The organism is Acidobacteriota bacterium (genome assembly GCA_040754075.1).
Classification (GTDB): domain Bacteria; phylum Acidobacteriota; class Blastocatellia; order UBA7656; family UBA7656; genus JBFMDH01.
The window spans coordinates 90,218-115,171 of the sequence record JBFMDH010000017.1 but is presented as its reverse complement, the minus strand read 5'-3'; the positions used below and the strand labels follow the sequence as shown (position 1 = coordinate 115,171).

21 protein-coding genes and 1 tRNA gene are annotated in these 24,954 nt (G+C 51.3%); 9 read left to right on the top strand and 13 right to left on the bottom strand.

Annotation, left to right across the window (positions count from 1 at the left end; translation table 11 throughout):
* Positions 1-5 precede the first annotated feature (5 nt).
* Both AB1757_18530 and AB1757_18525 read left to right on the top strand, forming a co-directional pair.
* On the top strand, positions 6-398 hold the full coding sequence (locus AB1757_18530; GenBank protein MEW6129041.1) for a heavy metal-responsive transcriptional regulator: 393 nt from the start codon (positions 6-8) through the stop codon (positions 396-398).
* A gap of 6 nt (positions 399-404) precedes the next feature.
* A complete protein-coding gene (locus tag AB1757_18525; GenBank protein MEW6129040.1) occupies positions 405-818 on the top strand; it encodes a hypothetical protein in 414 nt (137 codons plus the stop codon).
* A gap of 95 nt (positions 819-913) precedes the next feature.
* Here the strand turns inward: AB1757_18525 and AB1757_18520 are convergent, their stop codons facing one another.
* From AB1757_18520 to priA, 3 genes are all read right to left on the bottom strand, one after another.
* Positions 914-2,059 carry a TIGR00266 family protein gene (locus AB1757_18520; protein ID MEW6129039.1) on the bottom strand — a complete coding sequence of 382 codons (1,146 nt, stop codon included), beginning with the start codon at positions 2,057-2,059 and terminating at the stop codon, positions 914-916.
* Positions 2,060-2,261: 202 nt separating this feature from the next.
* A complete protein-coding gene (locus AB1757_18515; protein MEW6129038.1) occupies positions 2,262-2,534 on the bottom strand; it encodes a DUF3303 family protein in 273 nt (90 codons plus the stop codon).
* Between the two features lie 149 nt (positions 2,535-2,683).
* Positions 2,684-5,413 (bottom strand): primosomal protein N', encoded by a 2,730-nt coding sequence (priA, locus tag AB1757_18510; GenBank protein MEW6129037.1) that lies wholly within the window; start codon positions 5,411-5,413, stop codon positions 2,684-2,686.
* A 297-nt stretch (positions 5,414-5,710) separates the two neighbouring features.
* Here priA and AB1757_18505 point away from each other — a divergent pair, with 297 nt between their 5' ends.
* Positions 5,711-5,989 (top strand): DUF427 domain-containing protein, encoded by a 279-nt coding sequence (locus tag AB1757_18505; protein MEW6129036.1) that lies wholly within the window; start codon positions 5,711-5,713, stop codon positions 5,987-5,989.
* Between the two features lie 171 nt (positions 5,990-6,160).
* Here the strand turns inward: AB1757_18505 and AB1757_18500 are convergent, their stop codons facing one another.
* Together AB1757_18500 and AB1757_18495 are read right to left on the bottom strand one after the other, a co-directional pair.
* A complete protein-coding gene (locus tag AB1757_18500; GenBank protein MEW6129035.1) occupies positions 6,161-6,952 on the bottom strand; it encodes an SDR family oxidoreductase in 792 nt (263 codons plus the stop codon).
* 3 nt (positions 6,953-6,955) lie between these two features.
* Complete coding sequence (locus AB1757_18495) at positions 6,956-7,330, bottom strand: cupin domain-containing protein (GenBank protein MEW6129034.1); 375 nt, start codon at positions 7,328-7,330, stop codon at positions 6,956-6,958.
* Positions 7,331-7,743: 413 nt separating this feature from the next.
* Between AB1757_18495 and AB1757_18490 the strand changes: the two genes are divergently transcribed.
* The 4 genes from AB1757_18490 (at position 7,744) to AB1757_18475 (ending at position 12,816) form a co-directional block, all read left to right on the top strand.
* On the top strand, positions 7,744-10,716 hold the full coding sequence (locus AB1757_18490) for a TonB-dependent receptor (GenBank protein MEW6129033.1): 2,973 nt from the start codon (positions 7,744-7,746) through the stop codon (positions 10,714-10,716).
* A 166-nt stretch (positions 10,717-10,882) separates the two neighbouring features.
* Positions 10,883-12,247 carry an amino acid permease gene (locus AB1757_18485; protein MEW6129032.1) on the top strand — a complete coding sequence of 455 codons (1,365 nt, stop codon included), beginning with the start codon at positions 10,883-10,885 and terminating at the stop codon, positions 12,245-12,247.
* Positions 12,247-12,531, top strand: coding sequence for a hypothetical protein (locus AB1757_18480; protein MEW6129031.1), 285 nt, complete (start codon positions 12,247-12,249; stop codon positions 12,529-12,531). The genes AB1757_18485 and AB1757_18480 overlap by 1 nt, the downstream gene beginning before the upstream one ends.
* 48 nt (positions 12,532-12,579) lie before the next feature.
* Positions 12,580-12,816, top strand: coding sequence for a hypothetical protein (locus AB1757_18475; GenBank protein ID MEW6129030.1), 237 nt, complete (start codon positions 12,580-12,582; stop codon positions 12,814-12,816).
* A gap of 45 nt (positions 12,817-12,861) precedes the next feature.
* Here the strand turns inward: AB1757_18475 and AB1757_18470 are convergent, their stop codons facing one another.
* The 3 genes from AB1757_18470 to AB1757_18460 are packed head-to-tail and all read right to left on the bottom strand — an operon-like array spanning position 12,862 to position 17,985.
* Positions 12,862-14,352 (bottom strand): glycoside hydrolase family 30 protein, encoded by a 1,491-nt coding sequence (locus AB1757_18470; protein MEW6129029.1) that lies wholly within the window; start codon positions 14,350-14,352, stop codon positions 12,862-12,864.
* A 36-nt stretch (positions 14,353-14,388) separates the two neighbouring features.
* Entirely contained in the window at positions 14,389-17,385 is a 2,997-nt protein-coding gene (locus AB1757_18465) for a protein kinase (GenBank protein MEW6129028.1), read from the bottom strand.
* 30 nt (positions 17,386-17,415) lie between these two features.
* Positions 17,416-17,985 carry a sigma-70 family RNA polymerase sigma factor gene (locus AB1757_18460; GenBank protein ID MEW6129027.1) on the bottom strand — a complete coding sequence of 190 codons (570 nt, stop codon included), beginning with the start codon at positions 17,983-17,985 and terminating at the stop codon, positions 17,416-17,418.
* Positions 17,986-18,267: 282 nt separating this feature from the next.
* Between AB1757_18460 and AB1757_18455 the strand changes: the two genes are divergently transcribed.
* Positions 18,268-18,642: a nuclear transport factor 2 family protein gene (locus AB1757_18455; GenBank protein MEW6129026.1), complete on the top strand. Its 375-nt coding sequence runs from the start codon at positions 18,268-18,270 to the stop codon at positions 18,640-18,642.
* Between the two features lie 236 nt (positions 18,643-18,878).
* Entirely contained in the window at positions 18,879-19,928 is a 1,050-nt protein-coding gene (locus tag AB1757_18450; GenBank protein ID MEW6129025.1) for a proline iminopeptidase-family hydrolase, read from the top strand.
* A gap of 78 nt (positions 19,929-20,006) precedes the next feature.
* Here AB1757_18450 and AB1757_18445 read toward each other — a convergent pair.
* The 5 genes from AB1757_18445 to AB1757_18425 form a co-directional block, all read right to left on the bottom strand.
* A tRNA-Met gene (locus AB1757_18445) sits at positions 20,007-20,080 on the bottom strand.
* Between the two features lie 115 nt (positions 20,081-20,195).
* Positions 20,196-21,770: an alginate export family protein gene (locus tag AB1757_18440; GenBank protein ID MEW6129024.1), complete on the bottom strand. Its 1,575-nt coding sequence runs from the start codon at positions 21,768-21,770 to the stop codon at positions 20,196-20,198.
* Positions 21,771-21,850: 80 nt separating this feature from the next.
* Positions 21,851-22,261 carry a Rieske 2Fe-2S domain-containing protein gene (locus tag AB1757_18435; GenBank protein MEW6129023.1) on the bottom strand — a complete coding sequence of 137 codons (411 nt, stop codon included), beginning with the start codon at positions 22,259-22,261 and terminating at the stop codon, positions 21,851-21,853.
* A gap of 15 nt (positions 22,262-22,276) precedes the next feature.
* A complete protein-coding gene (locus tag AB1757_18430; GenBank protein ID MEW6129022.1) occupies positions 22,277-24,193 on the bottom strand; it encodes an FAD-dependent oxidoreductase in 1,917 nt (638 codons plus the stop codon).
* A gap of 132 nt (positions 24,194-24,325) precedes the next feature.
* A complete protein-coding gene (locus tag AB1757_18425; GenBank protein MEW6129021.1) occupies positions 24,326-24,751 on the bottom strand; it encodes an Rrf2 family transcriptional regulator in 426 nt (141 codons plus the stop codon).
* Positions 24,752-24,954 lie beyond the last annotated feature (203 nt).

Genomic DNA, 24,954 nt, shown 5'->3' with positions numbered 1-24,954 from the left:
GAGAGATGAGAATCTCACAGGTAGCAACACAGGCAGCCGTAAACATTCAAACCGTGCGTTTGTATGAACGGCTCGGTCTATTGAAAGCGCCGCCAAGGACGCCATCCGGCTATCGCAATTATTCGCAAGCGGCGGTCGAGATGATTCGCTTTATCAAAGACGCGCAGGAACTTGGATTTACCTTGCGGGAGATTAAACAATTGATTGCCTTGCGCGACCCCGCGCGGTTTACAACTGCCGAAGCCGCCGAAATCACCCGCGTTAAAATTCGCGAAATCGAAAACAAAATTGCGCGGCTCACACAGATGCGCGACGCGCTTGTCCTAAGCGCCGCCAATTGTCATTGCGATGACCATGCCGAAGCCTGTGTGCTCGTCAAACTAAAAATCACAAAGTGAGGGATTATGAAAATCATGATGATGGCACTCTTTATAGTCGCAACGGTAGCGACGCTCTTAGCCAATGTGTCTTCACAACGACGCGAAGAGAAAAACCAAACGAATCAAACCGAAGCCGGCTTTTATTGCCGACTCGATGCGCTGACGCCTGCTGAACGCGAGCGTCATCTGTCGCTCTGGAAAAGTTTGCAGGCAGCAAAACAAGCGGTGCGCGAACTCGACAACGGGTACGCGATAGGTTTTCCCGGCGACAGTAAAACCTTGATGGCGGTTGCCGAATTTATTTCCCGCGAGCGGCGTTGTTGTCCGTTTTTCACTTTTGAGATTGAAGCGGCAGGCGAAGATAAGCCGCTGTGGTTGCGGCTCACGGGCAATAAAGGGGTGAAAGAATTTATCAAAACCGAAATCGGCATTCAGTGAATCAACGTTTCACTAAATGAATAAAAGGCGATGCAATCTTTATAAAAATAATCGCCGAATCAAGTGTCTGTTCGGCGATTATTTTTTATCTTTCTCTATGAACCGAAACTCATATTGAAGCCGCCGCCACCGCCGCCTTGTGACGGGAAGAAGGGTTTCAAAATGCCTGCGAGCGCCGCCAGGTTCCGCGTTTGAATCAAGATTTCGCCGGGTCCCATAAATTCCGCGACGATGCCTTCGCCGCTCACCAGGCTTCGGAAAAATCCCGCCGCCGCTTTTCTCAGTTGATATTGCGTTGTGCCTTCCCAGGCGACCAGATGTCCGGTGTCAACGACGTAACGTTCGCCGGGCGCAAGCCGTTTGCGATGAATCGCGCCGTATGAAGAGACCAGCAAAAGTCCCGTTCCATAGACCTGCAAAACAAACAACCCTTCGCCGCCGAAAAACGATTTTGCGCCGCCCCATTTGGTGTCGACGGTCAAACTGGCATCGCCAGCCATGTAAGAACTCGACTGCACATAAAACGCCTGATTGTTGAGTTCCAGCGCCGCGATGTCGCCGGGTGCGCCCGGTGCAAACGCCACTTCGCCGGGGCCGCCTCTTGCGGTGAAGGTTGAAACGAATGCCGATTCACCGCCGACCATGCGTTTTAATGCGCCCATCATTCCGCCTTTCATCTGCGATTGCAATTCGACATTGGCGGACATGGAAACCATCGCGCCCGCTTCGGCGAGGATGGATTGTTCGGCTTGGAGTTGTACGACCGCAAGCGAAAACGCCGGTTGATGCAATATCTCGTAACTGTAACCGCGTCCGCTGCCGCGACCATCGGCGTCAATGTGAATGCCGTGAGCGCTTCCTTGCTGACTGCCTTGTTGTCCGTAACCCTGTTGCTGATACTGTTGTTGCTGCTGTTGATAAGCCGCCGGGTCATATCCTTGTTGCCCGTAACCCTGCTGTCCGCCCTGTTGTCCATAGCCCTGTTGCCCGTAGCCATACTGGTTCGGGTCGTAGCCCTGTTGTCCGCCTTGCGGTGGATAGCCGTATTGACCTTGCTGTTGTTGATAAGCCGCCGGGTCATAAGGCGGTTGCGGATAGCTCGCTTGCGGAGGTTGCTCTGCGGGTGGCGTTGCCGGCGGTTGCGAACCAACCGGCGCAGTCGTTGTCGCCATCGGGTTGCCGCAATTGACGCAGAATTTATAACCATCGGGAACCATTGCGCTGCATTTCGGACAATTCATAATCGGTCTCCTTTGTGAAGTAGAAAGTGCAAGCCAATCATATCAAAAACCCCTGTAAATGCGATGAAAGTTACGCCATTTTTTTACGCGATGAAAAATTATGTTTACCAGATTTACTGACGGAAAATTACCCGCTCACCATTCAAGTTGATATACCGGGCGGTGGTTTTGCGTATCAACCTCTGAACCTTGTCCACACCAATCACAGACGCGGGGCGATGACTTCAAAGGCTTCGGCAGAAGTGCGCACCGCAACGATTTCAAACTCGGCGAGGTCTTGCCAATGGCGAATCCATTCATCAAACAAATTCTCGTTATCGGTTTCCATGAGTTGAAAACAGGTATTGAACTTTAGATCAACCCAACTCGCAACATACGCCAAGCCATCCGGTAACATTCGCCCCTGCGTAGTTGCGCGACGATACAGTTCAACCGCCGCACCCGGCTTAAATTTTTCAACAACCATATAAAGCATAGTAATTTGAGAACGCCTCTTTGTTAATTGTCGCTGTTCCTCACAATATAATCGTCTGGAGAGTTCAGGGATTCTCTTTGATGTTAGTTTTGTACTTGCTCTCTCATAGACTTTACTTCTAATTGAGCCGTTTATTTGCTTATCAATCGTCACATCAAACTGATGGGGTCGACTTCGACGGAAAAGCAGCGCGGGTTGTGACCGGCATTTATCACCCGATGCATGGCGAAATCCAAAGCTTCGCGGGCGCGTTTGCGGCTGCGGGCTTTGATTAAAATCTGAAAGCGGTGGTCGCCTTTGATGCGGGCAATCGGCGCGGGCGCGGGACCTAAAATTCTCAGGCTTCCGTCTTTTGCGACTTCGCGCAACTCCCGCGATAAATCCATCGCCGCCGCGTTGGCGCGCTCAAAATCCTTATCGCGCACGTTGATATTTATGAGCGCCATAAACGGCGGGTAGTGCATCGACCGGCGAAAACTGATTTCGCGCAAATAAAACTCTTCGTAATCCTGCGCCTTGGCGCATTGCAGGGCGTAATTTTCGGGATGGTAAGTTTGAATAATCACGCGACCCGGAAGGCTTCCGCGACCGGCGCGACCTGCCACCTGGGTGAGCAATTGAAACGTCCGTTCCGCCGAACGAAAATCCGGCAAGGACAAACCGACATCAACCGAAATCACCCCAACCAAAGTCACATTATGAAAGTCATGACCTTTGGCGAGTATCTGCGTGCCGACCAGCAGATCAATCGCCCCCGAAGAAAATTCCATGAGCAGATGTTCGAGGCTGCCGCGTTTGCGCGTGGTGTCGCGGTCTACGCGCGCGATGCTCATTTCAGGAAACATCTCTTTCAATTTGGCTTCGATTTGCTCTGTGCCTTCGCCGACATATTGAATGTATTGCCCGTCGCAATGCGGACAGGTTTTCGGCGCCGGTCGCATATAATTGCAATAATGACAAATCAAACTGGTGTTGTAGCGATGATAGGTGAGCGTCACATCACAGTTGATACATTTCAAGGCTTCGCCACAAGTGCGGCACAACGCAAACGATGAATAGCCGCGACGATTGAGCAAAATAATCGCCTGCTCTTTGCGTTCAAAGGTTTCACTAATCGCCTGTTTGAGTTCATCGGAAAAGGTCTGCTGCTTGCCGTATTTTTTAAATACCTCGCGCATATCGACGGTCTGCACATCGGCAAGCGGACGATTGCCATAGCGCGTCTGCAAGCGAATGTAGGTGTATTTGCCGATGTGCGCGTTATGAAACGATTCAAGCGAAGGGGTTGCCGAACCAATGACCACGACAGCCTGGTTATGCACAGCGCGCATTATCGCGGTGTCGCGCCCGTGATAGCGCGGCGATTCGTCCTGTTTGTAAGTGGTTTCGTGTTCTTCGTCGATGATGATGACGCCCAGGTTTTCAATCGGCGCAAAGACCGCCGAGCGCGTGCCGATGACGACGCGGGCTTCGCCTTCTTTAATGCGCCGCCATTCATCCATGCGTTCGCCATCAGACAAACTCGAATGCAAAATGGCAACCGCATCGCCAAAATGCGCGCGCAGTCTTCGTGAAAACATCGGCGTCAATGCAATCTCAGGAATCAGCATCAATGCCCCGAGTCCTTGACGAGTGGCTTCAAGCATAGCGCGAATGTAGATTTCGGTTTTGCCGCTGCCGGTGACGCCGTGCAAAAGAAAAGTTCCATACTGGCGCGCGTGAATCTGTTTGAGAATCTTATCAAGCGCCTCTTGCTGTTCATCGTTAAGCGTGACGAGCGAGAGTTGTTGACTTTTAATATGGGCGAGCGGGTCGCGGCGCACTTCGCGGGCAAAGACCTCGACGATGCCGCGTTTTTCCAATGTGCGAACAACTGATGAAGAAACCTGTGCCTGTTCCAAGAGTTCACTGAGGGCAATCGCTTCGTCGGTCTCTTCAAGCAAAGCGATGACCCGTTGTTGTTGTTCGGTTATCGGCTTCGCCGTCGAGTCTGGAGTCTGGAGTCTGGAGTCTGGAGTCCGCTTGCGACCTTTTTTCGCTGAGTCGTCGTTTGATTTTGGCGTCGTCGGTTCACTTGAAACCGGTGCATCATTCGTCTGATGACCATTGCCATTGATTAAATCAGTAGGTGCTGAATCCTGAATCCTGAATCCTGAATCCTCAAACTGCCGACTGCCTGCTGCCTGCTGCCTGCTCTCTTCCGACACCGGACACCGGACTCCAGACTCCAGACTTTTTAATCGTACCGCATTCTGCATTTTCGGTTTCAGTCTGGACTCGCCGGCGCGTTGCGTAATGCTTACGAGTCCCGCGTGACGCAGCGTGCGAACCAGGGAGGCGACCTGGGTTTTCGGCAGTTGACGTTCGAGTTCTTTGACATTCAAGGTGCCGAGATTGAATAGGAGTTCAAGGGCTTGATGTTTGGTTGAAGACCACGCGAAGCCGCCGGAAAAATTGGCGAGTTCGCTGCGTCCGGCATCGGTGATGGTGAGCATCTGTTCGGTAGCAACCGCTGCGCCAGCGGGCAGTGCAGCGCGAATGCATTCGCCCCACGCGGCATAGTAATAATCGCTCATCCAACGGGTGAGCGCGAGCATCTCGCGTTCGATAACCGGGGTTTCGTCAATCAACTCTTCGACATCGCGAATTTCCATTGTGGGATATTCGCCTTCGAGATTTTCGGGCAAAGCGACGATGAATCCGGTGAGTAATTTTTTATTGAAGGGAACCACGACGCGACAGCCGATTTGGGCGCGCCGCGCCATATCACCGGGCAGGCGATAGGTAAAGGTTTGACGAATGAAAACCGGGACAGCGACTTCTGCAAACATCGCCGTGCATTGTACACGATGCCTTGCAAGGTGACGAGTGACACACATTGACGATTCATTTCATCAAGTGAGTTGTTTCTCGTTAAGTAAAATCCGCGACGATTAAAGGCGAAATTTTAACTTGGGATTCGGCAGATTGGGCGGATTTTCTTGAATCCGTTTTATCCGTTTCATCCGCCTCATCCGAGAATAATTTTTACCATCCAATGACGGACATTTAACTTTTACGGAGAAATCTTCAAGGCGGAAAGGCAAAGGGTTGCGGGCAGAAAACCGTTTTGCATTTTACCGCCAAATCGGTAAACCTATTTATTGATTGAAAGAATTATTTAAAGAGGTAGGGCAATGAAAGCGAAATGGAATGGTGTAACGTTAGCCGAAAGCGATGACACGGTGGTGGTCGAAGGCAATCATTATTTTCCTGCTGAATCCATCAATAAAGAATATTTCCAACCGAGCAACACGCACAGCACCTGTCCCTGGAAAGGCGAAGCGAGTTATTACAATGTCGTGGTGAACGGCGAAGTCAACAAAGATGCCGCGTGGTATTACCCGCAACCGAAAGACGCCGCCGCTGAAATCAAAGACCACGTGGCATTCTGGCGCGGCGTAGTTGTCGAATAAAAGAGAAATCCAAACAGGAAGCGTACACAACAAGGAAATACCGAACAGACGGAAAAAAAATCTTTAGCTGCTGCCGTTTGTTTAGTTATTTCCGTTTGTTCCGAATTCTCTTTTTGCTTTGATGAAAGGCAATTCGGGGCGTCGTGATAATCGTGATGTCAAAATCTGCCGTCACAACAACGAACGAATCCAGCCGCCATCGACGGCAATCGACGAGCCGGTGATATAACTGGCGCGTTCGGATACCAAGAAGGCAGCAAGCGCGGCGAACTCGCGTGGTTCGCCAATCCGCTTCATCGGGATTTCGGCTTCCCAACGGGCATAAACTTCTTCGGGCGTGACCCCATCTTTTGCAGCAACCGCCTGAGCGAGTTGTTCGACGCGCTCGGTTCGCGTATAGCCGGGCAGGATGTTATTCACGGTGATGCCGAAGGTCGCGACTTCATTCGCCAGGGTTCGCGCAAAGCCTGTAACGGCGGCGCGCAAACTGTTCGACAACATCAAATTTGCCACCGGTTGTTTGACGGCAATCGACGTGATGTTCAGGATGCGCCCCCAGCCACGGGCTTTCATTTGTGGCAAGGTGAGCCGGGTTAAATCCAACACGCTGGTGAGTAATAATCGCGTCGCGTCTTCCCACATCTGCGGCGAAAGTGTTTCAAACTGACCCGCAGGCGGACCGCCAACATTGGTGACCAAAATATCAATCCGGTTGAAGCGTTCAAGCCCAAGACTGACAACGCGCTCAACTTCTGTCGTTATGGAGAGGTCTGCGGCGATACCAATAACTTGCACATTAGTTTTTCGCTCAATCGCTTCGCAGGTTTCCTCAAGCAATTTTTCGCCGCGCGCGCATAAAATGAGCGATGCGCCTTCCTGCGCGAGTTCTTCGGCAACCGCGCGTCCGAGTCCGCGACTGGCGGCGGCAACTAACGCGACTTTGTTTGTGAGTCCCAAATCCATCGTTTATTTCTGCCTCAGATAATCATCGGTTTTATCGAGCCAATCCTGACGCGGCGGACAGAAAATATCTACATCGAGGGTATCTTCCAATGCTTCGGCTCGATGCGGCAGATGCGAAGGAATAGTAAGCACTTCACCGGCGCGCACATCAATCACCTCTTCGCCATTTTCGCCGAACCAGAATCTGAGTGCGCCTTTGAGGATATAAGTAATCTGTTCGTTTTCATGTGAATGTTTGGGAACGATGCTGCCTTTATCGAGGTAAACGTGGGCGAGCATCATGCGCTCGCTGCAAATCAAACGGCGCGACAGGGTTTCGGTTAATGGCTCTTTTGGCAGGTCTTCCCATCTGTACCAGGTGGCTTTTTTCTCTTGCATAGTTGCTCCTTCGTGGCAGTTTTTTCGGGCTTGCATCATAGCAAAATGCGCAAGGCAAGACGAACTATAACATTCGATATAATGCGCGCTTGAACTTTGGTTTAATGACAGACTGTAGCGATTCAGATATGCTGCCACGCGAGTTGAGTGGGCGAATTTCCAGCTTCAAACTTTTATCTCCATAATTACAAGCGAAATCGTTTTATAAAACCGATTTTATATTCGCCCGCTGTAAACCTCTCGAATGAGATTTGCGCGGGCATTTTTATTATAGAAATCCTTCACGCTGTAACCCCTGAGTTGAGTTGTTTCATTCAGGACGAATTGCTGAAATTGAATAAGCATAAGGTCTATTGGTAAAGAGCCGAATTTGTGACCCAGACGCCGGAATTTCTAAACAGGAGAAAGTTCACATGAAAAAAGTACAAGCGGCGATTGTCCGTTTGCTGTTTATCTGTTTGCTTGCCGCCACCACCTTCGCACAACAAGCCGCAACCGCTACGCTCAGCGGTCGCGTCCTTGACCCGCAAGGCGCGGTCATCGTTGACGCGCAAATTACCGCTACCCAAAAAGCCACAGGCTTGAAGCGCGAAACGAAAACCAATGACGAAGGACTTTTCACCATCAGCAATGTGCCGCCGGGCGATTACGAAGTAACCATTCAATCGCCAAATTTTCGGACAAAAACGTATGAGGCGGTGATGGTTCAAGTCGGACAAAGTGTTTCGCTGGATACCACACTTGCGGTCGGAGAAGTTGTTGCTGACCCTTTAACCTTGATTGCTTCCCCAGTCATTGAAATTGATAGAACTACATCTGTCGTTGATGGCGTCATCGGTAAACGGGTGATTGAAAATCTGCCGCTCAATGGTCGTAACTTTCTCGAACTGGCATTGCTGATTCCCGGCAATTCGCCCGCGCCCAATTTCGACCCGACGAAAACCAACACGGTGTCGATTTCATCGGCAGGGCAACTCGGTCGCGGCGGCAACGTCACGGTTGATGGCGCGGACAACAATGATGATGTGGTCGGCGGCACGCTCATCAACATCTCGCAGGAAGCCGTGCAGGAATTTCAAATCGCCACCAATCGCTTTTCAGCGGAACTCGGTCGTTCGGGTTCATCCATCATCAACATCGTGACCAAAGGCGGGGAGAACGATTTTCATGGCTCGGCATCATTCTTCTTTCGTGACCGCAATCTGCAAGGTTTGCCCGCGACTTTTGACCGCAGCAACCCCGACCCGCCGTTTGACCGCGAACAATTCGCAGCGGCAGCGGGCGGCGCAATCATTAAAGATAAACTTTTCTGGTTCGGCGCTTATGAATATCGCAATCAGGACGGCGCGGTACTGGTCGGCGAACGCGACACCGCAACCCGCACCATCAGGCGCAATTTTGCAGACGCGCCGCTCAATGATTTGCTGGCAACCGCGCGCGGCGACTGGGCAGTTTCCAACAGTGACCGATTGGGCTTTCGTTATTCACTCGAACGCGCCGAAGACACCACCGCGAGCACCTTGATTCGCGCCATCGGCAGCGCCTCGCAAAGACAGGCAAGCAGCAATCATTATCAATCGTTCGTGACCAGTTGGGAGAAAATTATTTCGCCGCCGCTTTTAAATAATTTCCGGTTCAGCAATACCAATTTCATCAACAAGACTCTGCCGGTCGCCGTCAGCCCGCAATTTACTTTTCCGAGTTTGCAGGACGGTTCATCGTTTCGTGTGCCCCAACAAACCCGCATGAATCGTTTGCAATTTGCCGATACTTTTTCCATTGTCAAAGGCGCGCACACCTTGCATATCGGCGGCGAATTTCAACGCATTGATGCGGATTTCGACCTCGGCGTTTTTCAACAGGGGCGCATCGAATTTGTTCAGGATTTCCCCGATTTCGACCACAACGGCGATGGGCGTGTGGATGATAACGATTTGCTCTTTGCGGTGACGCTGCGCAGCGCAACGCCCGAGCGCGCGTTGGTGCTTCCCGAAAGCGATAACAACTATTTCGCGGCATTCGTGCAGGACAACTGGCACATCCATCCGCAATTCACCTTGAATCTCGGCTTGCGTTATGAACTCGACACCGATGTGAAAAACGTCAGCCGCGTGGATGAACTCAATCCCCTCATACTTCCGTTTTTAAGCGGCAAGCGTGAACGCGACAAAAATAATTTTGCGCCGCGTGTTGGTTTTAATTGGTCAACCAGGGATGGACGCACCAGCATTCACGGCGGCTATGGCATCTATTACGACCGCGTGACCATTGAGATTCAATCGCTTGAACGCGGGCTTGACGGGCGCGCGCTCGCCATTGAAGTTCGCGCCGGCAATGTCTTTTTCATCGACCCCAACACCGGGCGTTTTCCGCCCATCGCGCCCAATATTCAAAACCCGTTTACCGGATTTATTCTGCCGGGCGCAGGCGCAGGCGGCATTAACATTATCGATAACCGCTTGCAAAACCCGATGGTGCAACAGAGCAACATCGGCATTGAGCGCCAGTTGGGCAGCGATTTCGCGGTGCGCGCCGATTACCTGCATAACTTTGGCACACACTTCATCATCGGTCGCGCCATCGGTACGGTTTTCAATCCCGTGGTTGGCGGTCCCGATAGAGTGGTCAATCTCGAATCAAGCGTTAAAACAAAATACGACGGCTTGCTGCTCAGTTTTGAAAAAGGCTTTTCGCATCATTATCAATTCCGCGCTTCTTACACTTTGTCGAAAGCCTTCAATTACGCCAATGACGATCAGATTCCCTTCGCCAATGGCCCGCTCTATCCGCAGAATTTAGGATTGGAATATGCGCCGACGCCCAATGACCAGCGCCATCGCTTCACCTTTTCGGGCGTGTTCGGATTGCCTTTAGGATTGCAGCTTTCACCGATTTGGACGGTGGCTTCGGGCGTGCCGATGGATATTCTGTTGCCCGATGGCAGCTCGCGCCTTCCGCTTCTGCAACGCAATGCCGGAGGTCGTCTGTTTCACACGGGCAGAGAGTTGAATGATTTCATCGCCCAAGTGAATGCAGGCGGGGGCGTCAACGGACAGCCGTTGCCGTTCGTAAGTGACGATGCGCGATTCAACGATAGTTTCAATTCGTTTGACGTGCGACTGACAAAAGCCTTTCGCTTGGGTGAGCGTGTTCGCTTTGAACCGATGATTGAAGTTTTCAATCTGTTCAACGTCACGAATATTTTGGGCGTATCGAATGTCAATTATTCGGGATTTGCGAATACCTTGACGCGCGACAGCGATAATCCCGCAAGTCCCGGATTTTTGCGGTCGTCGAATTTCGGGCGCGCTGTGACCACGGCGGGCGGCGTATTCGGTTCGGGTGGCGCGCGGGCTTTTCAATTGGCAGCGCGATTTTCGTTTTGAAGCTGATTTCAAAGTCAAAAAGTTTTCCTGAAACGAAAATGCTTTTTTGAAATAGCAAAGTTAATCTTCGGATTGGACGGATTGGGCGGATTAATTTCATTCGCCGGATTCGTTTCATCCCTACAATCCTAAGATAACGATTACTGCACTGGGTTTTCAAAGCATCGTGATTGAAACCAAATCAACACAAGCGGGATTGAAGAGACAACTCAGCCTCGTATCGGCAATGGCTCTGGTTGTCGGCGAAGTCATTGCAGTTGGCATCTTTCTTACGCCTGCGGACATGGCGAAATCTTTGGGGTCGCCGATGTGGATTCTGGTGGTCTGGTTAGTGATGGGCGGCATGGCATTAAGCGGCGCGCTCTGTTACGGCGAACTCGCGGCGCGTTTTCCTGCGGCAGGTGGCGGCTATGTTTACCTGCGCGAAGCTTACGGGACGGGACTTGCGTTTGTTTACGGTTGGAAATGTTTTCTGGTGATGGACCCGGGGCTGAGCGCTGCGCTCGCCAGCGGCATGGCAGGTTATATCGGTTATGTCAGTAACCTCTCTCCTTTTTCTGCAAAACTTGTAGCGATTGCCCTCATCGTGGCTTTTTCGATTGCCAATATTTTCGGATTAAAAGTGAGCGGCTTGCTCATGCGCTGGCTTACCTTTCTCAAACTGGGTTTACTCACTTTCATCATTTTATGGGGCTTCGGCAAACGTCTGGGCGACTGGTCAAACTTCAATCCATTCATCGCGCAACGCGAAGGCTCGACGCCGCTCATTGGCGCGCTTGCAGGCGGCTTGGTCGCGGCGTTCTTTTCATTCGGTGGTTGGTGGGATGTCAGCAAACTTGCGGGCGAAGTGCGCGAACCTGCCCGCGTGTTGCCGCGAGCTTTCGCTTATGGTGTCAGCATCGTCACGCTGGTTTACCTATTGACGAGTGCCGTGTTCATTTATCTGGTGCCGATTGAGCGGGCGACTTCCGGCGAAACCTTTGCGGCGCAGGCGGGAGAGGTTTTATTCGGCAGTGCCGGTGGACAAATTTTTTCAATCATCGTCATTGTTTCGGTTTCAGGCAGTCTGCTTGCGGTGATGATGACTGCGCCGCGCGTCTATTATGCGATGGCGCGTGACGGGCTGTTTTTATCAACGGCGGCGCAACTGCATCCGCGATTTCATACGCCGGTTCGCGCCATCATTTTGCAGGCGGCGCTTGCATCGCTACTTGTAGCACTCGGCTCGTTCAATCAAATCGTCGCCTATTTTGTTTTTGTGACCGTCGGGTTTATTTTGTTGACCGTCGCAGCGGTGTTTAAATTGCGAAAGACGCCTCAAAAAGAAAAGACCTTTCAAACGCCGCTCTACCCGTTGACGCCGATTGTTTTTCTCGCGCTCGGCGCTATCCTGCTGGTTTTACTTGCTGCCAATAATCCGGTGCAGGCGCTTGCAGGCGTAGCGGTGGTGGCGCTTGGCGCGCCCGTCTATTTCCTGTTCTTTCGCAAAAATGTATCTACGATGGTGAGTCTAAAAGAGGAGGAAAATTAATGACCTGGATTAAGACTATTCCGCTTTCCGAAGCCGATGAAACGTTGCGTCAGGCAATGACAGGGCAACGCCATCTCTATCCGGTTGAGTATGAAACACCGGTGCATCCGACGCTTGACGGCGAGACCGCAGGCATCGTCGCTTCGCACACCTTGATACCCGAAGCCCTCTTTCATGCCTTTTCAACTTTTGGCGCGTTGATGTCGCCAAACCTGCCGCTTGTGCGCCGCCAGCATGAAATGATTGCCACTATGGTTTCGGTGACCAATCGTTGTTTTTACTGAATCGAGTCCCACGCAGAGTTTCTGCGTCGCGTGACGTTGGATGAAGATTTGGTTGAAGCGTTACGCAAGGATTACCGGACAGCGCCGATTACTGATGCCGAACGGGTGATGGTTGAATATGTGGTGCAACTCACGAAAGACGCCACTAAAATCGGTAAACAGCATCACCGGCAATTGCGTGAAGTCGGGTTCGACGACACGGCAATTTTGCAAATCACCTTGATTGCCTCATGGTTTAATTACATCAACCGGGTTGCTGATGCCTTGGGCGTTGGTCGTGATTGATAACCCTGCAAAATCATTTCAGCAATCGCATAAACCGGCAGAAATTTAAAACACCAGCGTTTGAATCGAATGCGCGGGACTGGAGACTTCTACAGCTTTGCCTTCGACCCAGAGAAAATACGGCGTTTTCTGGTCGCTGCGATTCATCACCACAACCGCGATGCTGCCGTTTGTGTTGCGAAACGCCGTGGCAAGCAAGGCGCTGCGACTCGGCGAACAGGCGATGCGTTTTGCGCCCGGTCGGATGAATTTGGAAAAATGACCGATGTAATAATATGAATTGGTGTAAATCACTTCGCCGGTTTTGGTATTGCCATGAACCGGCGCAAAGCAGAAATTTTTAACGTGATTGGGTCCGCCGGTTTCATCAAGCAAAATATTCCAATCCGTCCAGGCGACTGTGCCGTTATTGAAATCATTAATCATTGAACGTCCGTACAGTTCGCCCAATTTCCAATCGTCCACTTTCTGCAAATCGAATGCTTCTTTACAGCCTTCGGTAAAAATCAGATGTTTATCGGGAAAACTTTCATTCACCAGTTTCACATTGTCGAACATTGCATCGCCGCCGCTCCAAGGTTCGTACCAGTGAAAGCCTATGCCCCAGACATATTTTGCAGCCTCAGCGTCTGCAAGCAGCGTACTAGCTCTTTGATAAATCAAATCGCGGTTATGATCCCAGACGATGATTTTTTTTGCGCCGAGACCGGCTTTGATTAAAGTTGGCGCGAGGTGATTTTTTAAGAAGTCGCGTTCCTCTTCCGCCGTGTAGATACAGGATTCCCAGCGTTGTGTCGCCATCGGCTCGTTTTGAATGGTGAGTCCCCAGATGGGAATGCCCGCTTTTTCATAAGCCTTGATGAACTTCACGTAATAATTCGCCCACGCTTGATAAAATTCCGGTTTTAATTTTCCGCCTTGCAGCATGGAATTGTTCGATTTCATAAATGCCGGTGGACTCCAGGGCGAAGCGTAAGTCGTCAGTTTCCCGCCCGCAGCGGCAATCGCTTTTTTAATAAACGGAATGCGAAATTGTTGGTCGTGATTGACGCTAAAAGATTGCAAGGCTTTATCGCCTTCGCTGACGTAGGTGTAACTGGCGCTCGAAAAATCGCAGCTATGAATGGTGGTTCGCGCCAGCGTATAGCCGATGCCATCTTTGGTATCGAAGTAAGCGTTGACAATTTCCTGTTGTTTAGTTGCGGGCATTTTGGCAAAGGTTTCCGCCGAAGCATCGGTCATCGCCGCGCCGATTCCTAAAAAAGTTTGAAAGGTTTTCGCCGGGTCAATAAAGACACAAACCTGAGTTTCCAGCGGTTGCGCAAGCGACGTGAAAGTCAGGGTGTCGATGGCTTTGATTCGCTCAGCGGTCTTTTCAGCAGTTGAATAGACAGTGACCTTTTTTCCGGCGATGGAGAAAGGTTGCGTCCGTTTAACCGGGGATGATTTTTGTGCTTTAACAGAAGGACTTTCAGATGCCAGTAAACCGGCGGTCGAGGCAGAGGCGAGTAAAAAATTACGACGATTGATTTTCATAAAGTTCAATTTATATCACGATCTGCGCTCGGTCGCTCAGTGAAAGTTGCTGATGATTATCACTTCGCTCGATACCGACCCGCGAAGCATGGCGAGTTTTTTGCCGTCGCGCGAAAGCGCATAGGCGAAGATACGGTCGTTCTTGAAATTGGTGAGTTGTGTTCGCGAGTTGTTTATCAGCGAGGCGCGAAACAGGTTTGAAAACCCTTGAGTGTGATCGACCAAAATTAATGAGCGCGAATCGGTTGACCACTGCCAGTCACTGGGCCTTGGCACAAAGCTTTTGATCGGTTTGCCGCCGTCTATCGGAAAGATGGAGAGGCTGGGTTTCCAACTCTCAAGCCAATACTCGCAAGCGACGGTTTTTCCGTCCGGCGAGACTTTCGCATAATTACAGGTTTGGGGAATAACCTCCTGTACCTCGCCGCCGTCAATCGACACTTTTCCGAGATAGGCAACTTCATTTTTTTTACCTTCAAAAACCACCCACCGGCTGTCAGGTGTGACGCAGGGACGCAGTTCGATGTCGCCGTTGGTGAGTTGAATCGGGTTACTGCCGTCAATGTTGACTCGCCAGATATTGAACCTCCCGGTGCGCTCGCATTGATAAACAATGTAGCGTCCGTCGGGCGTGACGATGGGGTCATAGTTCGCGAAACTGTCCTTGGTGATCTGCTGCAAATGGCTGCCGTCGGCTTCCATCATCCAAATATTACGCCTGCCTCCGGCATTTGAGCCGTAGACGATTTTGCCGTCGGGCGTCCAGGCAATGCCGTAATACAATAGCCCACTCATTTCAGTGAGTCGCTGTAAATTCATCGGCTCCTGTGCCGGGGCAACATAGATATTGGTCTCCTGTCTGCCTTGCACGGTAAGCAGCGAAGCCCCATCAGCCGTGAGGCTGACGCCTTCATACTTATAGAAATCGTTGGTCACTCTCTCGATGTCGCCACTCGGAAAAGCGACCCGAAATATCTGAAACCATTCACCGGCATGGGCTATGGCATTGACCAGCAACTCTTTGCCATCCGGCATCCATCTGAGGGGATTTGGCCATCGCCACTTCGTTGAACCGAGAGGAGACATCGCACCGTCGGCGACATTGATGGAGACGAGCGAGAACTCCTGTATATCGGGGATTGCATCGTTCACCCAACAGACAATCGTCTTCCCGTCGGGCGACCATGCCGGGTCATAAGTGAACCCTTCTGCGCGATTCCGCTCGACAATCACCCGCTCGCCTGTGCCATCGGCATTGGCGATGAGGATTTGCGATTTCTGATTGTCGAAATCTTCTTTCCTGAAGGCGATTTCCCGCCAATCAGGGCTGAACGAGATAAACGAATCAGCGAGAGCAATGATTTTTTCGGAAGCTCCGCCAGCGGTTGGCACTCTGTAAAGGTGAAAAAAACCGCGTTCGATTGCATCCATCTGCCGGTAGAAAATGTGCTGGCTGTCGGGAGCAAAATCCAAACGGGTGAGTTCATCCTTTGACGGTGCGAGAATGGTCAGTGTGCGGTTTTCGGCTACTTGCCACAAGTAAATCGCGTATTGCGCGCCTTCTTGAGAAATATAAGCAACCGATTGACCGTCGGGCGAAATTTTTGCCTCGATAACCGCGCCCACCGTGGTAACCTGCGTCTGTTTCACCGGCATTGAATAGGCGCGCACAGGGGTCGGTTCACCGTTGCTGAAAGAACGCTTGATGAACGAACTTCCAAAACCGATGAGCATCGCGCTCACCAGCAGGCAAATGACCATAAGCGTTTTATGCCGCTTTGTCTGTTCAAGAAAATATGCCGCTCTCGATGCCCGGCGAATGGTGGTGACCGCCGCTTCCTGATTAAAGTTTTCTTTTGCGCGCATAGGGCTGTGAGCATTTGTCCCTTTGAGTAAGGGGTCTTCCATTCGCTGAGCCGGTGATGAACGTTCGAGTTTAATCTGGAAATCGAGTTCGCTTTTGAGGTCGCGCAAATCAATGAGTAATTCGTTAATCGTTTGATAGCGGTCTTGGCGATTTTTGCAAAGCATCTTTTCAACAATGCGTTCCAATTCACGCGGCACCTCGGGAAGCAATGAAGCGAGCGGTGTCGGTTGGTTTTGCAAAATTGCCGCAATCACTTCGCTTGCCGTTTCGCCCGCAAACGGTGTTTTGCCCGCGAGCATTTCGTAAAGCACGATGCCGAGACTAAAAATGTCAGTGCGCGCATCAACTGCCAAGCCCTGCGCCTGTTCGGGCGACATATAGTTGGGTGTTCCCATCATCGCGCTCGGATTGATTTTCGAGTTGAGCGGCTCGTGTTGGTCTAAGTGTGTCGGGCTTATATCCTGGCTTGCTTCTGTCAGTTTCGCTAAACCGAAGTCGAGCACTTTAACCAGTCCGTCGCGGCGGAGCATGAGGTTTTCAGGTTTGATGTCGCGATGAACGATGCCGCCTGCATGCGCCGCGTCGAGCGCCGAAGCGATTTGTGCAGCAATTTCCAAAGCTTCAGTAAATACCATCGTTGCGCTTCGCAATTTTTCGCGCAAGGTGATGCCGTTTACGAGTTCCGAGGCGATAAAGCGCAAGCCTTTGTCGTTGCCGATTTCGTAAATCGTCAAAATGTTCGGGTGATTGAGTGCCGACGCGGCGCGCGCTTCACGAACAAAACGGCGCAAGCGTTCTTCGCTGTTGAGAAATTCTGTGGGTAAAAATTTGAGCGCGGCTTTGCGTTGCAGTTCACCGTCTTCCGCGAGGTAGACTTCGCCCATTCCACCTTTGCCGAGAAGCGAGAGGATGTGATAACGCCCGATGGTGTTGCCGATGATTTGCGCGCTTTGCGGCGTGGCAAGCAGTTCCGCAGCCAGGGATTCCGGCGGCGTATCAATCACGCTTGCGAAGCTCTCGTCAAACGATAAAAGCGATTCAACTTCGCGGCGCAACCCTTCATCACCGCCGCAACTTTCCCGAAGAAAGCTCTCGCGTTCTGCTGGAGGGAGCGCAATCACGGCATTAAAGATTGCTTCGACTTGTTTAAATCGTTCGAGATTCATTGAGCATGTTTTGGTACGGCGGTGATGCTTTTACTGCTTGGATAATTCGCGCAAAAGCCAGGTGCGGGCAAATCGCCAGTCGTGTTTTACGGTGTCGGAAGATATTTTCAAGATGGTGGCAATTTCTTCGTGGGTCAACCCGCCGAAATATTTGAGTTCGACGACTCTGCCTTTGCGTTCATCGAGAACCGCCAGCTTTTCCAGCGCATCATTGAGCGCCACGACTTCATCGGCTCTGTCAAATGAAGCGAGCGCGGTTTCGTCGAGGGTGACTTTTTCAACCGCGCCGCCACGTTTTTGGCTCTGACGCGAGCGCGCGTAATCAACCAGAATGTGGCGCATGGCTTGTGCCGCGACGCCGTAAAAATGGGCGCGGTTTTGCCAGTCTTTATCTGCGCCGCTTGCGAGCTTCAAATAAGCTTCGTGAATCAAGTCCGTAGTTTGCAGGGTATGACCGGACGGTTGATTGCGCATATAACGACGCGCCATACGCCGCAGTTCGTCATAGACCAGCGGCATCAATTGTTCGAGCGCCAGTTGATTCCCCTGTCCCCACTCAACCAGCCACTCGGTGATCTGATTTGCCGATATGTTCGTCATTACTGTTGTTTTGAAATGGATGAATTGCGCGCTGATTATAAGGCAGATTCCGAAATTTTAAAAAAAGATTTTCTCTCATTCCCCTTTTTGCCGCGCTTTTCCGTTTATCCCAATATAAAGACGCTGTGAGAACTGTCTGAAGTAACAACCTGGTCAAAGGAGAACCGGGAAAATTTTTTCTAATGCCCGAACACCTTCAGGCTGGAATTTCCTCTTAGTGGGTCTGCTGTGACCGGTTGCAACAGCGCTGCCAATGCATCAACACTCGAAAGGAAACCCGCGATGACTAACACTGCAAATACTTTTAACGAATATGAAGCGATTGCCAACACCATTCAGCAATACATCAACGGCGGCAAATCAGGCAGGGGCGATGAGATGAAACCGGCTTTCCATAGTGACGCGACCATCTTCGGTTATATCGGCACTGATTTATTCGCAGGAGCCATTCAAGGGCTATTTGATTGGAATGACCAGAACGGTCCGGCAACCGAACTTCAAGGACGGATTGTGAGCATCGACCTGTTCGGCACAGTGGCGACGGCGCGGCTGGAACTCGATAACTGGACCGGTCATCGCTTCACGGACATGTTCACGCTGCTTAAAGTTGATGGCGAATGGAAAATCATCAGCAAGGTTTTCCATTTACACGATTGAGAAGATAGGCAGCTTATCCGCGCGCAAGCCTTCTCTGCCGTGTTAGCTTTCAATGGCAATGCAAATTTCGAGTCCGCCGGTTCCGGTCATCCCATTGATTTGCGCCTTTTTCGTCATCGTATCATTTTCCACTGGGCATGACTCAGTTCATAACCTCCTTGAAATTTTTTCTAAAGTTCAGGATAGTACGCGGTGAATCAGCCAATCTTCTCAAAACGGAGGCAGCGAAATTTCCTATGAAGCGATTTCTCTTGCTCGCATTTGTCGCGCTTGCTCTGCAAGCCTGCAATAATCCGCCCAACAGCAATCAACCGGCAGCAACCCAACCGGCAACTAATGCTTATCTGAATTATACGGGTCGTGATGATGTGCTAAGCGGCGGCGTTAAACTCATTCCCATCACCACCCCCAAAGGCACTTTCCGGGTATGGACGAAACGCATTGGCAATAACCCGAAAATCAAAGTGCTGCTCTTGCACGGCGGACCGGGCGCGACGCACGAATATCTGGAAGCTTTCGATAGTTTCTTTCCGGCGGCAGGCATTGAGTATTACTACTATGACCAGCTTGGTTCTTACTACAGCGACCAGCCGAAAGAGCCGGAACTCTGGGATTTGCCGCGTTTTGTCGAAGAGGTCGAGCAAGTGCGTCAGGCGCTTAAACTCGATAAAAGCAATTTCTATTTGTTGGGGCATTCGTGGGGCGGCGTCCTGGCTATGGAATATGCCTTGAAGTATCAACAGCATCTCAAAGGATTGGTTATTTCAAATATGATGGCAAGCGGCACAGCTTATAATGAGTATGCCGAAAAGGTCTTGATGCCGGCGATGGATCAAAAAGTGCTCGCGGAGATTAAACAGATTGAAGCCAAGAAAGATTATGAGAATCCGCGTTATATGGAGCTTTTAATTCCGAACCACTATGTGCAGCACATACTGCGTCTGCCCGCTGACCAGTGGCCTGACCCGGTTAATCGGGCTTTCAAACACTTGAATCCGGCGGTCTACATTCCCATGCAGGGACCAAGCGAACTGGGGCTGAGTGGCAAATTGCTCACCTGGGAACGCACCAATGATTTGCCGAATATCGCGGTGCCGACGCTGGTGATTGGCGCGAAATATGACACGATGGACCCCGCGCATATGGAGATGATGGCAAAGAAGGTGCAGAAGGGGCGTTATCTGTTTTGCCCGAATGGCAGCCATATGGCGCTTTATGATGACCAGAAAATTTATGTCGAAGGTGTCATTCAATTCATTGTCGATGTCGATGCCGGACGGTTTTAAAAGGCTTCCTGAGCGTGTGCATAATGCAAAAACAAAAAAGGCAAGTTACCGGACTTGCCTTTTTAATGATTTGATTGATAGCGGCGAGTGGACTTGAACCACTGACCTTGGGGTTATGAATCCCACGCTCTAACCACCTGAGCTACGCCGCCTTTTAAATTTGCACTGCTGCTTCAAATAGTTCCTTGTGAAAGGCTGTCGATTAGACCTCCGCAAGAACGCTTGATTGTACATCAAGCAACACGGCGGCTTCAACTGCTGATTGTTTTACCAACGTTGCAGAAATTCCAGATAAAGGAATCGTGCCTGGGGATGATTGCCGCCTTGCGGATAGATGGCGCTTTCGACTCCGCCGCCGCGCACGCCGCCGACATAAAACGTCAAGGCGCTTCTCGCGGTGAGCGCGACATCCATACTGAAATCAAAAAGCGTTCCCATGCCTTTTGTGCCGCCGCTTGGTCGTCCGACATAACCGAAGGTCGATTTTTGAAAAGCGCCGCCGCCGACATACCATAAATCTCTGCGGTTGCTCAGGCGCAAATAGCGAACATCTGTGCGCAGCGCAACGCGCGCATGCGGTTTGAGGCGGAGTTGCGCAAACACATCCTGGTTATTCATCAGATTGTAAAACGGAATTCGCGCATAGATGCGCGGCGTCGGCAGCATCTGGAAAAATGTCGTGTGGCGATTGTCTGTAGGATTGCCATCACCTGTGCTTCTGAAATATCCGACGCGCACCCAGGGTTTCCACGCTGCCGCAAATTGATAACCGCCTTCGGCGGCGATGGCTCCCGCACGATGACTGAGATTTCCCCAATCACCAAATTGTCCGACACCCCATAAGAGTAAATCACAGGTGCCGCTACCCAGTTTGCTGGCATTCAAATAATGACCGCCCAAAGTGGTGAGGCGTATATCTTCGCTATCGACCTGACGCGCCGCCAGTGTGCGGTTATCGGTTTTTAACACGGCGCGACCATCATGATAATGCACAGCAAAAAATCGCGCCTCCTGATGGGATTGTTTACCGCTAAACAATCGGGTAAACGCGCCGTAGTAAAAATCAATGTTCAGTTCTTTATTGCCATTCAGTTGAAAGACGCCCTCGGTTGGTCGCGCTGCAACAAAGGTGAAATTCGATAACCTGGTATTGCGAACATAATGCGCGCCGTCAAAACTTCGTTGAATGTGCGAAAAAGCGAATGTGCCGATCAACCGGTGAGCGATATGGTCGCGCTTCAAGGTCGCAAGCGTCGCATCGGCAGGCGTGGTCTCTGCGCCATCGACAAATTCAAAGCGCCCGATGCGCAAACTGCTTGGTTTGTCGCCGCCTAAACCTTTGAAGCGCACGAATGCCTGTTTCAAAATGGCGCTCGCGTCCTGCCGACCGCTTGCGGCAAAGTACGACGCGCCAAGTCCGAGTTGCCCCTGCGGCGCGGGCGCGATGGCGCTTTCGGGCAGGTTCATCAACACCGGAAACGCGCCTTCTACCTGCCAGTCGAATTTTTCTTTCTGCTGTCCAAGCGATAGTCGCAACAACAGTGCGCCAAAAGTGTAATCGTTATCGGCAGCCGAGGTTTCAAACCAATCCCAGTTTTCAAGCCTCAGGCGCACGCTTCCTGAAAAGGTCACGTCGCCGATTTTTATCGGCTTGGGCGCGATGGGTGTTGCAGGCTTTGCGGTCGCGGTTGCTGGCGTTTGAGGATTTTGTTGCGCTGTACTTTTGCCGGAATCATCTTGTTGCGCAAATGCGCTGATTGCCGAAAAACTTAAAAATCCGAATAAAATTGCGATAAAAAAACTTTCACGCGATAGGAATTCGTTGATTGATTTAGTTGCCATATGACTTACTCCAAGAAAGATTAGCAATGGAGGAGTTGATTCATTTTAACCTCGCCTGTCGGTTACGAAAAATCATTTTGTCAATTGCACGAAGGGGCGCGACGTGTGCTGGTGAATCCATCGCCTTGAGTTGTAAACCGGTTGCCGTGACACGGGCAGAAAATGCGATTCTGCTCTTTTTCATAGCGCGTCAAACAGCCTGGATGCGTGCAGGTCGCGGTCATCGCCACGAAGCCTTGCGCGTCGTGAAAGAGATAAATTTTTTGTTCGCGAAGCGATACCAACGTGCCGACGGGAATCTCTTCGGGGTTGCCGAATTTAAATCGCGTCTCGTCTTCAAACAGCACTTCAGCCCACAGGTAACGAACTGTCGTGATCGCGGTTCCAAATCCAGCCAACCCCATTGCGCTCAACCCTGTAGCATTCAAAAAAGCTCTGCGACGGTATTCCGGGACATCAATCGGCATCTTTAAATCATCAACCAGTGGCATCTCTATTTTCTCGGTTTACAAAATTTTTTCTACGAGGGACAGGAGCGGCGCTTCGGGTTTGCGATAAAACGCCTGCATCGAAATCACCCCTGTCGGACAACGTCGCGCGCAAAGTCCGCAACGGATGCAGGCAGTTTCATCTTTAATCAGCGCCGCGCCATTGGCGCTTTGAAACACTTCCGCAACCTCGCCATTCGGAAGCATTGCCAGCGCTTCTTTGGAAGTTGTCGCGAGGCGCGTGAGGGCAACCAAATCGATGCATTCTTCGGGGCAGACATCCACGCAACCGCCACATTGAATGCATTCGCTGCCCTGCACGCGCGACGAATCAAAAATCGTATTCACCCAGCAATGCAAACAACGGCTGCCTTCGGCTTGCGCTTCCTGTTCAGTCAAACACAACTCCACTTCTTCACGCGCCTGACGGCGTTCGATGGGAAGCACCGGAACCTGGCGTCTGGGAATAATTTCATAATCGCCACGCGCAAAAGGATGGTTGTAACCAGAGGTCGGAAAGACGCGCACGGTATACGATTCCATTTCATCCATGCGCCCGGTTAAATAGGTGTCAATGGATTTCGCGGCGCGTTTGCCATCGGCGACCGCAGAGATGACGATGCGCGGTCCAAAGGCGACATCGCCGCCCGCGTAAATTCCTGCAACCGAGGTCGCCAGAGTTTTCGGGTCAACCATGACAGTTTGCTGCGGCGTAGTTTTAAGTCCATGCCCATCGCCCAGGAAACTCAAATCGGCGATTTGCCCAACCGCTAAAATCACGGTGTCGCAGGGAATCTGTTTTTGCGAATCGGCAATGAATTCAGGCGAAAACCTGTCGTGTTCGTCAAACACGCGCGCCACATCAATGGTTTCTAAAGCGGCGACTCTACCATTACCGAGAATCGCTTTCGGGCCACGCCGATGAATGATGCGTATGCCTTCACGTGAGCCTTCTTCGATCTCTTCAGTGTCGGCGGGCATTTCATCGCGGGATTCGAGCGACACCAAAGTGACTTGTCTATGCAGCAGGCGCGACGCGGCAACCGCAGCATCAGCCGCCAGGTGGTGATGCTCTTCATCCGGCTCGGATGTCCCGCCAAAACGCCGGGCACTGCGCGCCACATCGAATGCGACATTGCCGCTGCCAACCACGACCACATCTTTGCCAAGGTCTAATGGCACACCGAGATTTAAATTCCCCAGAAAATCAACGGCAGTCAGTACGCCGGGTTTATCCGCGCCGGGCAAGTTAAGCATCTTGCCCTTGCGACACCCCGTCGCTAAAAAAATTGCCTGATGTTCGGCTCTGAGTTGCGCGAAGGTGACATCACGACCGATTTCTATGCCCAAACGAAATTCAACGCCCAGGGATTGAATGAAGGCAATTTCGCGGTCTAAGAGTTGGCGCGGTAAGCGATATTCGGGAATCCCCAATCGCATCATGCCGCCAGCAATCGGCGCTGCGTCGTAGATGGTGACATGATGCCCCATCAAAGCGAGGTCGTGGGCGCAGGCAAGTCCTGCGGGACCGCTACCGATAATGGCGATGCGTCCGGGGTTGGTGACGGGCGGGCGCGGGCGTTCAACGACGCGCAAAATCTCTTCAAAACTACAACTGCTTTCAATGCCGAAACGTTCGTTGATGAAACGTTTCATGGCGCGAATGGCGATGGGTTGGTCTAGGTGTCCGCGCCGACAAGCGGCTTCGCAAGGATGCGCGCAGACTCGTCCGCACACCGACGCCAGCGGGTTGGGGGCGCGCGCCAACAGGTAAGCTTCTTTGTAATGCCCTTGAGCGATGAGGCTGACATAGCCTCCGGCATTGGTACTCACAGGACAGGCTGCGCGACAGGGAAAATTGCTTTGCAGATAAGTGAGGTTCTGCGCGTTTCTGCCATTCCACCACGAATTGGATTGTCCGTCTTTTACGCCCATAGAAGCATCCCTTCAATAGCTCGCAGCTAAAATTTAGCGATTGAGCCTCAACCCGGTTGAAGCGGCTTCTCGTGATATAAACGCGCGCAAAAGATATTCGGATGTGCTTATCCACTTAGAAGATAAAAATTTTTATCTTTGAAGTTTTCTCGCTTTTGCGGTTTCAGCCAGATCTGCCAGGGTTTTCTGTTCCAGCATCTGCACCATGTTCTCGCGCATGGCTTTCCAGGTGTGATGCAGAGGACAGGCATTTTCTTCGCTGCAATGTGGCATTCCCAAAACACAATCGCTCACCCGGTCGATGTTATCAATAGCGCCGATGATTGCTCCCAGGGCAATACTATCGGGCGGTTTTGCAAGTTCATAACCGCCATACAGACCTTTGAAAGAACGAATCAGACGATGGCGCACCAGGTTTTGTAATATTTTTGAAAGGAACGGCGTAGGAATCTTTTCGACTTCGGAAATCTCTCTCGCGCCGGCTAGCCTTCCCGGCGGCAGGCTTGCCAGAAAGGTCATCGCGCGAATCGCATATTCGGCTGAACGAGAGAAGATCATATTAGTCTACCTTTTAGTCCTTTTTTATTGCCAAGTCAATCAAAAAAGTGCAGGTCAGCGGATTGTCTATGTTGAGTTGTCAGGCGATTGAGCAAAGCCCCGAAACCTTCAAGTGGTTGGCAATTATTGATAGCCGCTTTTTAATCGCAAGCTTTTGCTTTTTGCTGAGGCATCAACTATGATGGCAAACACACCATTTGTAG

Coding starts and splice junctions, on each gene's coding strand:
- AB1757_18530 (MEW6129041.1), top strand. CDS start 6: ATGAGAATCTCACAGGTAGCAACACAGGCAGCCGTAAACATTCAAACC.
- AB1757_18525 (MEW6129040.1), top strand. CDS start 405: ATGAAAATCATGATGATGGCACTCTTTATAGTCGCAACGGTAGCGACG.
- AB1757_18520 (MEW6129039.1), bottom strand. CDS start 2,059: ATGAATTGTCCGAAATGCAGCGCAATGGTTCCCGATGGTTATAAATTC.
- AB1757_18515 (MEW6129038.1), bottom strand. CDS start 2,534: ATGCTTTATATGGTTGTTGAAAAATTTAAGCCGGGTGCGGCGGTTGAA.
- priA (MEW6129037.1), bottom strand. CDS start 5,413: ATGTGTGTCACTCGTCACCTTGCAAGGCATCGTGTACAATGCACGGCG.
- AB1757_18505 (MEW6129036.1), top strand. CDS start 5,711: ATGAAAGCGAAATGGAATGGTGTAACGTTAGCCGAAAGCGATGACACG.
- AB1757_18500 (MEW6129035.1), bottom strand. CDS start 6,952: ATGGATTTGGGACTCACAAACAAAGTCGCGTTAGTTGCCGCCGCCAGT.
- AB1757_18495 (MEW6129034.1), bottom strand. CDS start 7,330: ATGCAAGAGAAAAAAGCCACCTGGTACAGATGGGAAGACCTGCCAAAA.
- AB1757_18490 (MEW6129033.1), top strand. CDS start 7,744: ATGAAAAAAGTACAAGCGGCGATTGTCCGTTTGCTGTTTATCTGTTTG.
- AB1757_18480 (MEW6129031.1), top strand. CDS start 12,247: ATGACCTGGATTAAGACTATTCCGCTTTCCGAAGCCGATGAAACGTTG.
- AB1757_18470 (MEW6129029.1), bottom strand. CDS start 14,352: ATGAAAATCAATCGTCGTAATTTTTTACTCGCCTCTGCCTCGACCGCC.
- AB1757_18465 (MEW6129028.1), bottom strand. CDS start 17,385: ATGAATCTCGAACGATTTAAACAAGTCGAAGCAATCTTTAATGCCGTG.
- AB1757_18460 (MEW6129027.1), bottom strand. CDS start 17,985: ATGACGAACATATCGGCAAATCAGATCACCGAGTGGCTGGTTGAGTGG.
- AB1757_18455 (MEW6129026.1), top strand. CDS start 18,268: ATGACTAACACTGCAAATACTTTTAACGAATATGAAGCGATTGCCAAC.
- AB1757_18450 (MEW6129025.1), top strand. CDS start 18,879: ATGAAGCGATTTCTCTTGCTCGCATTTGTCGCGCTTGCTCTGCAAGCC.
- AB1757_18440 (MEW6129024.1), bottom strand. CDS start 21,770: ATGGCAACTAAATCAATCAACGAATTCCTATCGCGTGAAAGTTTTTTT.
- AB1757_18435 (MEW6129023.1), bottom strand. CDS start 22,261: ATGCCACTGGTTGATGATTTAAAGATGCCGATTGATGTCCCGGAATAC.
- AB1757_18430 (MEW6129022.1), bottom strand. CDS start 24,193: ATGGGCGTAAAAGACGGACAATCCAATTCGTGGTGGAATGGCAGAAAC.
- AB1757_18425 (MEW6129021.1), bottom strand. CDS start 24,751: ATGATCTTCTCTCGTTCAGCCGAATATGCGATTCGCGCGATGACCTTT.